The sequence below is a fragment of the Subtercola boreus genome (assembly GCF_003399645.1).
Lineage (GTDB): Bacteria > Actinomycetota > Actinomycetes > Actinomycetales > Microbacteriaceae > Subtercola > Subtercola boreus_A.
The window spans coordinates 316892-328405 of record NZ_NBXD01000030.1 but is presented as its reverse complement, the minus strand read 5'-3'; the positions used below and the strand labels follow the sequence as shown (position 1 = coordinate 328405).

The window sequence follows — 11514 nt, the reverse complement described above, 5'->3', positions numbered from 1 at the left end:
GCCTTTCTCGAGCTGGTGTGTGGTCGAAGACCATCAGCATCGAGGGAGGCCCGCTTCTATGCGCGGAAGCGACCCGGGGTGGGGAATTTCAGTGAGCAGAACTGGGGAATTTCAGTGAGCGCCGTCAGCACCCACCTGCTGGATCAGTTCGTGCGGAATCCCTCGGATCTCGCAGTTGGGGTCTGTCCCTCAAACTCATCGTGGCATCTTCGGTGTCTCACGAGCACTTTTAGGACTTTCGGGTAGTGCCCCGCCGTAGGAGGGTGAAGTGTGCTCGTTCGCCGAAAAGAGTACTTGCCCGTCAGCCGTGGAGCGCCGTTTGGGTTGTGCTTCTTTCATACGAACGGCTGAGTATCATCCAGACGCTAAAACCGGATGGCAGTGACCGGGTGCTCGCGAGTGTACTGTCCGACGACGGTGGTGCCGACGGGTTCCCGGTGCAAGTGCGCCCGGTCTGTTCGGCGACGGTATGCATGTTCTCTGGAAATAAGAAGAACCGCTTGGTGGCCAGTTCTGTCCTCAACTAATACAAGGCGTCACTACACGGAGTTTAATTGTCTAGCCTTTCTCGCCTCCGATGCAGATCTCATGTCCGCCGGAGGAGGCCAACCGTTCCGCTATCTTGTCGGTTTTACCTATGGAGAGTTCGGGGACTGGGCCGAATTCAGTTCCCCCGCTGGGAAGTGTTCCAGCGACATGAAAGTGGAGATGAGGGATTGCTTGGTGCGCCGCGATACCGTTGTTTTGCCAGATCGCGATGCCCGGTCTCTCGTAGGCCTCATCTATCAATTTGGCGGCTGCCGCAAGGGTGTCAATCAATGCATGTCGCTCACGTTTCGTAGTCTCCAGCAGTGTCGGTATGTGTCTCGTTGGTAACACTAGGAGATGCCCAATTCCGCGCTGTTCTCGAGTAACGAGGACCGCAACAGTGTCCGATCGGCAAAGGACGGTATATGGCCGCGACCCTGATAGATAGTCACAAAAGGCGCATGGTTCGGCCGTGGGCAAATCAATGTTCGAGTCAGTCATGAGCCGGCCAGTGAGGTGAGAAATGCCTGGAACTCAACGAGATCAACTTTCTGTCTTTCTGTTGGATGTACGACAATCCGTAGCTCGCTAGCGAAACGGGACCTCTTGGTCCGCAATATAAACGAAAAAGCGGTAAGTCGAGCGGAAATTTCGGGGGTCAGCTCGCCTATTCGCGACTGGCCCTGTCCAATGAGCGGCACGCAAATGACCTCCCCATTTCCGTACTTATCCATTTCATCCCAGCACTCGTCCAGCGTGTTTAGAACGCCTTTGATGGTGCCGCTAGCTCTGTTATGAACGTCCATTTCGGTGTACGCGGCACAGAAATAATGGATGTTTGCTGACGCAGTGAGTGTGGCAACAGTGCCGACAGGGTAGACCTCGGTCTTTCCTCTTTTCGCGACTGTTTTGTATGGTGCCTTGCCTGCTAGCGCGATAGACAGATCTTGATCGAGCCGCGATTGCGAGCCTGCATAGATCGCATCCATGAAATTGCTTTGCAGGCTGTTAGGTGCGATTACGTCTGGAACTTCGGTATCGAACGTGGTGGTGAATCCGATAACTGCACTTGCGTCCTGCTTGAATAGGTCTCCGACGACAAGACGAATAGTCACGTTTTCCTCGTAAGACTGCTTCGGCTCCTTCCGTTTAAGACCAACGAGGCCCCAAGCAACTGCGACCGCTGCCACGATCAGAATGAGCCACCACTTTCCGTCCCACCATTGAGGCGATAGCGGCGCAAGAATACCGATTGGTATAGCACTTATACCCAGCGCTGCAAAGAACCGTTGCCCAACGGTCCGCCACTGCCGGGCCGACGGAAATTGCATGCGACTCAGTAAGTTAGAGACCAAGGCTGGTATAAGTGCTCGACTTGTATATGTGTTCTCCGGTGGTTGTGCTCGCGGGATAGCCCGCCGCGTAGTTGTCAAGGGCGTACTTGATGATCGTAGGTTGGAATGATACTGACATTGCGTAGTAGTCTGCAGCCTCCAGGGGGGCTGGATAGTTGGCGGAGTTTCCTGACCTCGAACCATCCAAGTGTGCAACAACAACCGGTAAATTGAGTTCGATTGCGATCTGGAGTTCGTAGGCGAGGAACGAAACTCCATCCTCGCCCTTGGTCTTGGCGTTCGGGCTGCCAAGCAGCACGACCTGTTTAGCGTTTTTCATCCGCTCACGAAGGTTGCGCTTAATTGTCTCCGGCGTACTTGTGTCACGCGCGACGAAGAGATCGTGGGCATCGAAAAAGTCAAAGTCAATGTTCTTGTTCTCCCGCCACGCCTCCATCAAGCGGTAGGACTTGATGTCTTCACTCGCGAACGCGACGTACGTCTTATTTCTGTAGCTCATAAATCCCCCGATCTTCGCGCCCAGAAATGAGTCGCGATTTGATCCATGTAATCACGAGACCCTCGAGTTTGAGAAGTACTCGAACAGGGGGCAGACGGGAAGAAGGCGTCGATTAGTCTGTCGACCGGAATCCCTCGGATCTCGCATTTGCGGTCTGTCCCTCGAACTCATCGCGTCGTCTTCCGTCTCTCACGAGCACTTTTTAGGACTTTCGGGCAGTGGCCCGTGGCATGAGGGGTGAAGTGTGGTTGTCCGCCCGAGAGAGTACTTCCCGGCAGCCGCGGAGGGCCGTTGTGGTTGTGGCTCGCACGACATGGCATCGGGTGAGCGGATGAAACCCTGAAGGGCGTTACCGAACACGCGAGATTCGTTTGGTCAGCTGAGGAGACCCGTACCTCTTTAGACCGTATGCTCGCTCAGCGCCTCAAGCACCAGGGTGGCTTGAGTGACGTGGTCGACGATATTTGGGGGGAGCAGGCCGTCCACGAGATCAGCGAGATCTTCGCGTAGTAATTTCACAAGAGGTTTGATCGGGTGATTGGGTGGCGAGACGTTCTCGTCGCGCGGTTCAATGTTCATTGAGTTACCTTCTTTCGGTCGGTGCTATACCCAGTATAGTGAGAAAAACTCGGTTGATATAGTGCACTTGTGACCGAAAATTTAGACGAGCTCGAGGAGGCCGTAGCGGCGTTACGTGGCGTAACCGAGGAGCGCGAAAGGCTGATCCGCCGCCGCGATGAGCTGATTCGTGCGGCGTTGAAAGGCGGCGCGACCTGGGTTCAGATTCAAGGTGTAACTGGGCTCAGCCCACGCGGCCTGTCCCTAGCAATCAACAGGTTGCCAGAAGAATTAAACTGACGCTAAAGCTTGGTGTGCGCCGGCGGGATCTCGGGGTGGCGGCGGTCGGGCATCCGGTACAGGATGCTGCGACAGCAGCAGGGTCGGCTCGTTCCGCATTCGTGTCAGCTACCGGTTCGGACCGGGCTCCGGGGTCAGCGCGCGAAGAGCTGCAGCGCGACCGGATCCGGTACAACGGTCTGGCCCGTCAGGGCTCGATCTCGGCCTCCGCTTCGCCGGCGAGCCTCTCGTGGGCTTCGCGGAAGACGTTGTGCGCCCGCTGCCCGATCCAGTCCGCCGGCAGCAGTTCCTACGGCAGGTCGGGGTCGCGGAACGGGAAGCGGCGGTACTCGTCGGACAGCCGCATGCGCGCTTCGAGGGCGGCACTGCCCGTTAAGTCGGGGATGGCCGCGAGCCGCTCGAGCAAGCTCGCCTAGTCCTGCTGCAGATCGTCGAGGTCCCAGCAGCGGGAGGCGATGCTCAGGTCTTCGGCGGCACCGAGGCTCGAGAAGTGCAGCAGGTCGAGGCTCAGCGCGGGCCGGTCGCCCAGCGCCTTGCGTGCCGCGTCGAGCCTGTCGCGCGGGCTCATCCAGGTCGACCGGGTGAGCTGGCCGAGGCCGAGCCAGGCGAGGTTTTTGCGGGCTCCCTCCCGGTCGGCCCGGCGGGCTTCGGGGAACTTCGCCAGCACCATCGCCCAGCGGGCGTCCACTCGGTGTTCGAGTGGCGGAAGATGCGCTCGCGACCTTCGCCGATAAGCGCCCAGCCTCGGTCGCTCAGGATGTCGCTGACCTGGCGGCCCGATTTCCTTGTGTCGAACCAACCTTCGTATCGCCGACGCCAAAGCGCTGAGCATCCGGCCGGGTCTCACCGTTCAGATCGAACAGGATGACGCACCACCCGACCTAGCGAAGGCAATCCAATGCATGGGTCGTGCGTGTGTGGTGGGACTCTGAAGAGGCGTTGTCAGCGGATGGCACTGACGGCGGCAACGAGGCTTCGACCGCGGATCGGCAGCCGTCGGGCAGCGGTGGGGCGTTGAACATTGATGCGACTGTGGCTGGGTGGCAAGAAATCTCGCCGTCGTATGTCGACCCAGGTTCGGCGGCACCGATAGTAGCCCACTACCGCGCGGTCGCCTGATCAGCTCATCGGTTTCGTGCCAGCCCCACGGCATTGATGAGATAAGAACTCCTGAGAGCAAGCGCGTATTTCTTTTCGATCGGTATCGATGCGGGATCGTGCAGACCGCTCTCCAGATCCTCGATTTCGAGGCCTGTCAGTCGCGCGATGTTCGGTACCGTGAGGCCGCACTCGAGGGTGAGTGACTCGAGGATCGCAGTGAGACGTTCGTCGTCGTCGATTTGGAACCCCTCGGTCAGCTGCGCAACCAGGATGGACAGCCTCATGCTCTCGTCAATCGAGAGCACCTCCATCTTCTCCGGATCAGCGACCACCATCCCCGATTGTGTTTGGTTCAGGAACGACCTCAGCTTTTCAGTGGTGACGCTGGTGATGCTCTGCACCGCGTCTTCAGTGATGCCGCCATCACTGATGAGAATTCTTAGCTCGTCTGCGGGATTCATGCTGGGTCTCCGATGTGTGAAGTTGCGATCCGGATTTGTCAGAAGTCGTTGTAGGTGTACGACGTGTTGTTCGGTGCTGTGTGAGCAACGGAAGCGCCTGCAAAAAACGCCTCTCCCGCGATCGCGCCGGATACGTATGGTTGCGCAGCCTACTGGTCGGGACATCTCCCGAGAAGATCAGTTCGGTAACCGAGCCACCACTCAACCCGCTGGTGAGATCCATGATGCTGAAGGCACCAATGAAGTTGGTGACAGGAACGGACATTGCGATGTCGTAGTGGTAGACCCCACCCGCAGCTGTGACTGTGATCGTGCCGTAGTCTCCCGGATAGACGACGCCGGCATCTGGATCGGTGGGCACCATTGGGTAGACGACAGACTGACCCTCAGCCAGCGTGGTGCTTTCGCCGCCTACGCTCAGTTCGTAAGAGACGGCACTTTCGGATGTCGGCGTTGATGCCACGTTCGCCGAAGCCGGCGCCATTCCGATCGTGAGCATCGTTCCGGTCGCGAGGGCGACTGCCATGATGGGGAAGGCTGCGGCGAACCCGGCGCTCGCGGGGCTGACCGTGAGTTTGGGCGGGGCGACGGTCACCCGGGAACGGGTGGGCTCTCGGGGTGACGGCGGGCGGGCATCCGGTGCAGGGTGCTGAGACAGCAGCCGGGGCAGGCGGTACTGGGCTGGCTGCGCCTGTGAGGTGGGACTCTCGCGAGACTGATTGAGATGAATAATTATCATTGACCACGAGGTATGCCGCGGTAGTCTTGGGGCATGTCACTGTTGGAACGCATCGTCGTCGACCCGGAGATCGTGCATGGCCGGCCAGCCGTGCGTGGTACTCGGGTTCGTGTTACTGACGTTCTTTCGCTCTTAGCTGCGGGGGCGACCGAGGCCGAGATTCTTGAGGACTACCCGTACCTCGCGGCCGACGACATTCGGGCCTGCTTGGAGTACGCCGCCGCGCAGGCCGATCACGCGATCTTGCTTGCCTCGTAGACTGTGCGGTTTCTCGTTGACGCTCAGCTGCCGCCTGCGCTGGCACGCATGTTGTCTGCGCACGGGCACCTTGCCGCGCATGTGACCGATATCGGCCTCGCCGACTCACCCGACAGGGATCTTTGGCTTTACGCGTTGGACCACGAGGCCGTACTCATCACCAAAGACGAAGACTTTTCGAGCATGCTCGTGTTCGGCGGAGAAGCGCCGGTAGTTGTCTGGATCCGCGTCGGCAACACGAGCCGTCGCGCGCTGATCGAATGGTTCGAGCCGCTCGTCGAGCGAGTCGTCGAAATGATCGAGGCAGGGGACGACCTCGTTGAACTCCGTTGACGGAGTTGCCTGGGGGCTCCGTTTTGCGTTGACCAATGAGCAACATCTGAGGCCCGCTTCACCGTGCAACGGAGAGCGAACTCCGAGATGCTTCGCCTCTACTGGAGGATCGGTCACACAATTCTCGGCCGTCAACGAGTCGAATCGTGGGGGAGCGGAGTTCTGAACCGTCTCGCCGCAGATCTCCGCGCCGAGTTCCCCTCGACGGAGGGTTTCTCGCTGGCGAACCTGGCCTACATGAGACGGTACGCCGAAGGGTGGATGGAGGACGCAATTCTCCAACAGGCTGTTGGAGAATTGCCGTGGAGCCACATCGTGTCCCTCCTCGACAAGCTCGACGACCAGTCCCTCCGCGACTGGTATGCAGCTATGCACGTTTAGTACGGCTGGAGTCGCGCCCGTTCTCACGCACCAGATAGCTACACGTCTTCACGACCGCGAGGGTGCGGCGCCGAGCAACTTCGTGACCCCTCTGGAAACACCGGATACTGAGCTCGCCCAGCAGACCACCAAAGCCCCCTGGCTACGAAGCCAGCTCGGCACCAACCTTCTCGACGACGCCGTCATCACCACAGGAAAGGTCGCGTACCGACGGACAGACGGTATCGCCGTTATCCCGCTCGCCCTCCTAGGCGTCTAGCGATGGTGTGAGAGCGGCCCTCAGGAAGGGGGCCGTGCGGCTGGCGTCACTCTTCGAGACGTCCTCCGGCGTTCCCTCGGCGACGATGTGTCCGCCCGCGTCTCCCGCCCCCGGCCCGAGGTCGATCACCCAGTCGGCCTGGGCGACGACGCGCATGTCGTGCTCGACGATGATCACGGTGTTCCCGCCGTCGACGAGGCGCTGGAGGTGTCCGATGAGTCGATCGGCGTCGGCCGGGTGGAGCCCGGAGGTCGGTTCGTCGAGGAGGTAGAGGGTGTCGCCCCGCGGGGCGCGGCGGAGCTCGGAGGCCAGCTTGACGCGTTGCGCCTCCCCGCCCGACAGCTCTGTGGCCGACTGGCCGAGGGAGATGTAGCCGAGTCCGACGTCGAGCAGGGCATCGAGGTGGGGGGTGACGTCGGCGTCGTCGGCGAAGAAATCCCGCGCGCGACTCACGCTCATCGCCAGAACGTCGGCCACGGTCATCCCGTTCAGGCGAATCTCCAGGGTTTCCGCGTTGTAACGCGTACCGGCGCAGGCGGAGCAGGGCGCGTGCACGGTGGGGAGGAAGAGCAGCTCGACCTCGATCATCCCCTCGCCCTTGCAGACCGGGCACCGGCCGCTGGGGAGGTTGAAGGAAAACCGGCTCGCGCCGTAGTGGCGCTGCCGAGCATCCGGGGTCGAAGCGAAACGCTTGCGGATCTGGTCGAACACGCCGGTGTACGTCGCCACGTTCGACCGGGGCGTTCGACCGATCGGCTTCTGGGTCACCTGTACGACACGGCGAACGCGATCGGCGGGTCCTGACGCGCGGCCGGATGTCGCGACCGGCGATCCTGAGACCAGGGGGTCTTCAGTGGCGGGCTCGGTCTCGCCCTCGACCTCCTCGGTGGCGCTGGCGAGATCCGAGCGCAGGAGGTCGGGGATGCCGTGGGTGATGAGGGTGGATTTGCCCGATCCTGAGACACCGGTGATTGCCGTGAAGGCTCCCAGCGGGAAGGCCACGGAGACGTCCGACAGGTTGTTGCGGGTCACGCTGGTGAGGCTGAGAAGAGCGTCGCCGCGTCGGCGGGTGCGGGTCGGGGCGGGTGCCGAGGAGTCGGCGAAGAGGTAGCGCCGGGTGAAGGATTCCTCCACCTCGCGCAGGCCGTCGATCGGGCCCGAGTAGACGACGGTTCCCCCGGCGGTTCCGGCCCCGGGGCCGATGTCGACGATCCAGTCCGCCTCCCGGATGACGTCGAGGGAGTGCTCGACGTAGTAGACGGTGTTGCCGGAATCCCGGAGGCTCTTCAGGATGCCCACGAGGGCTTCGGTGTCGGCAGGGTGGAGCCCCGCCGATGGCTCGTCGAGCACGAACACGACGCCGAAGAGGCGCGAGAGCACTTGGGTCGCCAGTCGCATGCGCTGGAGCTCACCCGACGAGAGGGTGGGAGTCGTGCGGTCGAGGGTCAGGTAGCCGAGCCCGAGGTCGATGATCGGCGACAGGCGCTGGAGCAGGTCGGCTGCAAGTCGCTGGGCGGCGAGACGCTTCTCGGGCGGGAGATCCTCCTCGCCGGATCGCCCGGACTGCTGCTTCGAGGTTCCCCACCCGGGCAGGAGGACGGCCTCCATGAGGCGGGCCACATCGTCGAGCGGCATCGCCTGCACCTCGGTGATGTCGAACCCTCCGAAAGTGACAGCGAGGGCATCCGGTCTCAGCCGCTTGCCACCACAGGTCGGGCACCGAACGCTGACCATGAACTCGGCAGCCTTTTCGCGCATCCGGGCGCTCTTCGAGTTCGCGAACGTGTCGAGTACATACCGTTTGACGCCGAGGAACGTGCTCATGTACGAGGGCTCTGCCCCGGATGCCACGGCCTGGCGCACCTGGCTGGGGGAGAGATCCCGGAAAATGGGCACCTGCGGTGACTCGTCTGTGTGCAGGGCCCAGTCCCGCTGGTCGGCGGGAAGACTGCGCCATGGCACGTCGATGTCGTAACCGAGGGAGATGAGGCTGTCCTGGAGCTGCTTGCCGTGCCAGGCGGTCGGCCACGCGGCGAGTGCCCGTTCGCGAACGGTCAGTGAATCATCCGGAACCATGAGCTCGTCGGGCACATCGTAGATGCGACCCAGACCGTGGCAGGCGGGGCAGGCGCCCTGCACGGTGTTGGCGGAGAAGTCCTCCGCGAACAGCGTCGGTGCGCCGGCGGGGTACGTGCCGACCCGGGAGAACAGCATGCGCACGACGTTGGCGACCGTCGTCGCGCTCCCCACTGTCGAGCGGGCCGTGCCGCTGGACCGACGCTGAGGAAGGGCGACCGCGGGCGGCAGGCCCTCGATCGAATCCACGTCGGGTACGCCGACCTGGTCGATGAGGCGTCTTGCATAGGGTGCGACCGATTCGAAGAACCGGCGCTGCGCCTCGGCGTAGATGGTACCGAACGCGAGCGAGCTCTTGCCCGACCCGGAGACGCCGGTGAAGACCACCAGGGCGTCTCGCGGAAGGTCGACGTCGATCGAGCGCAGGTTGTGCTCCCGGGCACCGCGCACGCGAACGCGGTCAAACCGGATTCCTTCAGGGGAACCGTCCTTCGCGCTCATTGCAGGCATCCTCTGATTGGCGTCACCTGCGAAGTCTACGAACGAATGACCGGGCGCCGAGCCGGACCCGCGCCCTCAGCGGAACAGCAACGGTCGCACGCCAACGCTGAACTAGCCGAGGCGGAACCGGTCATCGACGGCCGCTGCCTCGACCGGACGTCCTCAGATGTCGATGTCGCTGCCCATGGTGACCGTTCGGCTGGGCGGCAGACCGAAGCGTGCGGCGGGGTTCGCCGCGTTCTGGGCCAGCCCGACGAACAGGGTCTTCCGCCAGGCGGTCATTCCGGGCGCGCGGGTCGCCCGGATCGCGCCGCGCGACACGAAGTACGACGCCGCGTCGACCTGCTTGCCCTTGAGGTCGAGCACGCCGAGCGAGCACGCCCTGCGCAGGGCACGCGGGATGTTCGGGGTGTCTGAGAAGCCGAACCGCACCCTGACGTGGTCGATGCCGTCGTCGGAGTAACCGAGGTCGTTGTACTCGAACGCCTCCTCGGGCTGAACGTGCGGAACGTTCTCGATCACCACCGTCACCACGATCACGCGCTTGTGCAGCACCTTGTTGCGCTCGACATTCGCGCGGAGCGCCAGCGGAGTCGAGTCGCGGTTGGGGTGCAGGAAGATCGCCACGCCCGGCACCCGAGCGATCTTGAGGTCACGCACCCGGTCGATGAACTGCGACAGCGAACCCTCCTTCTTGATGCGACCTTCGATGACGAGGTTCCGCCCCTTGCGCCAGGTCGTCATGACGAGGATGACCGCGAGGGCGACGAGCAGGGGCACCCACCCGCCGTGCACGACCTTCGACAGGTTGCCGCTGAGGAAGGTGAGCTCGAGGCCGCCGAAGACGACCGCCGCCACGCCGATCTTGACCGGCCCCCAGCCCCAGAGTCGCGGCGCGACGAGCAGCAGCAGCACGGTGTCGACGACGAGCGCGCCCGTCACCGAGACGCCGTAGGCGGTCGCCAGGGCAGCAGACGACCGGAACACGAGCATGACCGCCATCACCCCGACGAAGAGGAGGGCGTTGACGGCCGGGAGGTAGACCTGCCCGCCCTCGTTCTCCGACGTGTGCCGCACGGTCAGCGGCGGTAGAAGTCCGAGCGAGATGGCCTGGCGGGTCAGGGAGAAGGCCCCGGAGATGACGGCCTGGCTGGCGATCACCGTGGCCACGGTTGCCAGGATGACGACGGGCAGCCGGGCCCAGTCGGGAAAGAGCAGGAAGAACGGATTCTGGCGGGTGGCCGGATCCTGCAGGATCAGCGCGGCCTGCCCGAGATAGTTCAGAACGAGGGCCGGGAAGACGACGAAGAACCAGGCCCGCTTGATGGGCGGCCGGCCGAAGTGCCCCATGTCTGCGTAGAGGGCTTCGGCGCCGGTGATGACCAGCACCACCGCGCCCATCGCCACGAAGGCGGTCACCGGGTGGCCGACGATGAAGGCGACCGCGTAGGTCGGCGAGAGGCCGACCAGAACACTCGGATGCTGCACGACCATCACTGCGCCGCCGAGGCCGATGACGAAGAACCAGAACAGCATCACCGGGCCGAACAGTTTGCCCACCTTGGCCGTGCCGAAGCGCTGGAAGGCGAACAGTCCGGTGAGGATGACCGCGGCGATCGGAACGACCAGCTGGGAGATGCCGGGCACGGCGATCTCGAGCCCCTCGACCGCCGACAGGACACTGATGGCCGGAGTGATCAGCGAGTCCCCATAGAAGAGGGAGACCCCGACGATCGCGATGAGGAGGAACAGCACCGCTTTGCTGCTCTTGCCGGGTAAACCGGTGTAGAGCCGCTGCCCGAGCGCAGCGAGTGCCATCACCCCGCCCTCGCCGTCATTGTCGGCGCGCATGAGAATGGTGACGTATTTCACCGACACCACGATCGTGACGGCCCAGAACATCAGCGAGATCACGCCGTAGACGTCGTCGGCGTTCGCCTCCACCGCCCCGCCGTCGATGCTGAACACCGTCTGCAGCGCGTACAGCGGACTGGTTCCGATGTCACCGAAGACAACCCCGAGGGCTGCGACTGCGAGCCCGCCTGCACCGACCTTCGCCGGTTGAGAAACCGACCTCACAGAACGCTCTTGCCCATGGAACCGACGATACCCGTTCGGCACCGGTGCAGAGCCCCCTTTACGACCGCATCGCCGCCGGGTGATCC

The 11514-nt window shown here is 62.8% G+C and carries 14 protein-coding genes and 1 pseudogene; 5 read left to right on the top strand and 10 right to left on the bottom strand.

Translation table 11 applies throughout. The features are described from left to right. Window positions 1–558 precede the first annotated feature (558 nt). The 4 genes from B7R24_RS16250 to B7R24_RS17390 all read right to left on the bottom strand — a co-directional run bounded on the left by B7R24_RS16250 (window position 559) and on the right by B7R24_RS17390 (window position 2961). Entirely contained in the window at window positions 559–1029 is a 471-nt protein-coding gene (locus tag B7R24_RS16250) for an HIT family protein (protein WP_116419987.1), read from the bottom strand. Beyond that, window positions 1026–1859 carry a macro domain-containing protein gene (locus B7R24_RS16245; RefSeq protein WP_253259505.1) on the bottom strand — a complete coding sequence of 278 codons (834 nt, stop codon included), beginning with the start codon at window positions 1857–1859 and terminating at the stop codon, window positions 1026–1028. Before B7R24_RS16245 ends, B7R24_RS16250 begins: the two co-directional genes overlap by 4 nt. 13 nt (window positions 1860–1872) lie before the next feature. Beyond that, the gene (locus B7R24_RS16240; protein ID WP_116419986.1) at window positions 1873–2382 is read right to left on the bottom strand and encodes a TIR domain-containing protein; all 510 of its coding nucleotides are present in this window, start codon (window positions 2380–2382) and stop codon (window positions 1873–1875) included. Window positions 2383–2781: 399 nt separating this feature from the next. Beyond that, window positions 2782–2961, bottom strand: coding sequence for a hypothetical protein (locus B7R24_RS17390; RefSeq protein WP_147304077.1), 180 nt, complete (start codon window positions 2959–2961; stop codon window positions 2782–2784). Window positions 2962–3030: 69 nt separating this feature from the next. Here B7R24_RS17390 and B7R24_RS17385 point away from each other — a divergent pair, with 69 nt between their 5' ends. Next, window positions 3031–3240 (top strand): hypothetical protein, encoded by a 210-nt coding sequence (locus tag B7R24_RS17385; RefSeq protein WP_147304076.1) that lies wholly within the window; start codon window positions 3031–3033, stop codon window positions 3238–3240. Between the two features lie 187 nt (window positions 3241–3427). On the opposite strand, the pseudogene B7R24_RS18465 reads toward B7R24_RS17385, so the two are convergent. From B7R24_RS18465 to B7R24_RS17380, 4 genes and pseudogenes are all read right to left on the bottom strand, one after another. Continuing rightward, window positions 3428–3646: pseudogene (locus B7R24_RS18465) on the bottom strand (PaaX family transcriptional regulator C-terminal domain-containing protein). Window positions 3647–3652: 6 nt separating this feature from the next. Continuing rightward, window positions 3653–3928, bottom strand: coding sequence for a hypothetical protein (locus tag B7R24_RS16230; RefSeq protein WP_116419984.1), 276 nt, complete (start codon window positions 3926–3928; stop codon window positions 3653–3655). Between the two features lie 436 nt (window positions 3929–4364). Next, window positions 4365–4802 (bottom strand): HTH domain-containing protein, encoded by a 438-nt coding sequence (locus tag B7R24_RS16225; protein WP_116419983.1) that lies wholly within the window; start codon window positions 4800–4802, stop codon window positions 4365–4367. Next, window positions 4765–5328: a hypothetical protein gene (locus B7R24_RS17380; RefSeq protein WP_147304075.1), complete on the bottom strand. Its 564-nt coding sequence runs from the start codon at window positions 5326–5328 to the stop codon at window positions 4765–4767. The genes B7R24_RS16225 and B7R24_RS17380 overlap by 38 nt, the downstream gene beginning before the upstream one ends. Window positions 5329–5574: 246 nt before the next feature. On the opposite strand from B7R24_RS17380, the gene B7R24_RS16220 reads away from it, so the two are divergent. The 4 genes from B7R24_RS16220 to B7R24_RS18195 all read left to right on the top strand — a co-directional run bounded on the left by B7R24_RS16220 (window position 5575) and on the right by B7R24_RS18195 (window position 6772). Next, window positions 5575–5799: a DUF433 domain-containing protein gene (locus B7R24_RS16220; RefSeq protein ID WP_116419982.1), complete on the top strand. Its 225-nt coding sequence runs from the start codon at window positions 5575–5577 to the stop codon at window positions 5797–5799. A 3-nt stretch (window positions 5800–5802) separates the two neighbouring features. Further along, window positions 5803–6132 carry a DUF5615 family PIN-like protein gene (locus tag B7R24_RS16215; protein ID WP_116419981.1) on the top strand — a complete coding sequence of 110 codons (330 nt, stop codon included), beginning with the start codon at window positions 5803–5805 and terminating at the stop codon, window positions 6130–6132. Between the two features lie 63 nt (window positions 6133–6195). Beyond that, window positions 6196–6513 carry a DUF1016 N-terminal domain-containing protein gene (locus B7R24_RS18200; RefSeq protein ID WP_147304074.1) on the top strand — a complete coding sequence of 106 codons (318 nt, stop codon included), beginning with the start codon at window positions 6196–6198 and terminating at the stop codon, window positions 6511–6513. Between the two features lie 82 nt (window positions 6514–6595). Further along, window positions 6596–6772: a hypothetical protein gene (locus B7R24_RS18195; RefSeq protein WP_253259504.1), complete on the top strand. Its 177-nt coding sequence runs from the start codon at window positions 6596–6598 to the stop codon at window positions 6770–6772. Here the strand turns inward: B7R24_RS18195 and B7R24_RS16200 are convergent. Both B7R24_RS16200 and B7R24_RS16195 read right to left on the bottom strand, forming a co-directional pair. Further along, window positions 6761–9349, bottom strand: coding sequence for an excinuclease ABC subunit UvrA (locus B7R24_RS16200; protein WP_253259503.1), 2589 nt, complete (start codon window positions 9347–9349; stop codon window positions 6761–6763). The genes B7R24_RS18195 and B7R24_RS16200 overlap by 12 nt on opposite strands. Window positions 9350–9511: 162 nt before the next feature. Next, on the bottom strand, window positions 9512–11428 hold the full coding sequence (locus B7R24_RS16195; RefSeq protein WP_116419978.1) for a potassium transporter Kup: 1917 nt from the start codon (window positions 11426–11428) through the stop codon (window positions 9512–9514). Window positions 11429–11514: the final 86 nt, after the last annotated feature.

Excerpts from the sequence above, each read along its gene's own strand:
- B7R24_RS16250 (WP_116419987.1), bottom strand. The coding sequence starts at position 1,029 with ATGACTGACTCGAACATTGATTTGCCCACGGCCGAACCATGCGCCTTT.
- B7R24_RS16245 (WP_253259505.1), bottom strand. The coding sequence starts at position 1,859 with ATGCAATTTCCGTCGGCCCGGCAGTGGCGGACCGTTGGGCAACGGTTC.
- B7R24_RS16240 (WP_116419986.1), bottom strand. The coding sequence starts at position 2,382 with ATGAGCTACAGAAATAAGACGTACGTCGCGTTCGCGAGTGAAGACATC.
- B7R24_RS17390 (WP_147304077.1), bottom strand. The coding sequence starts at position 2,961 with ATGAACATTGAACCGCGCGACGAGAACGTCTCGCCACCCAATCACCCG.
- B7R24_RS16225 (WP_116419983.1), bottom strand. The coding sequence starts at position 4,802 with ATGAATCCCGCAGACGAGCTAAGAATTCTCATCAGTGATGGCGGCATC.
- B7R24_RS17380 (WP_147304075.1), bottom strand. The coding sequence starts at position 5,328 with ATGGCAGTCGCCCTCGCGACCGGAACGATGCTCACGATCGGAATGGCG.
- B7R24_RS16220 (WP_116419982.1), top strand. The coding sequence starts at position 5,575 with ATGTCACTGTTGGAACGCATCGTCGTCGACCCGGAGATCGTGCATGGC.
- B7R24_RS16200 (WP_253259503.1), bottom strand. The coding sequence starts at position 9,349 with ATGAGCGCGAAGGACGGTTCCCCTGAAGGAATCCGGTTTGACCGCGTT.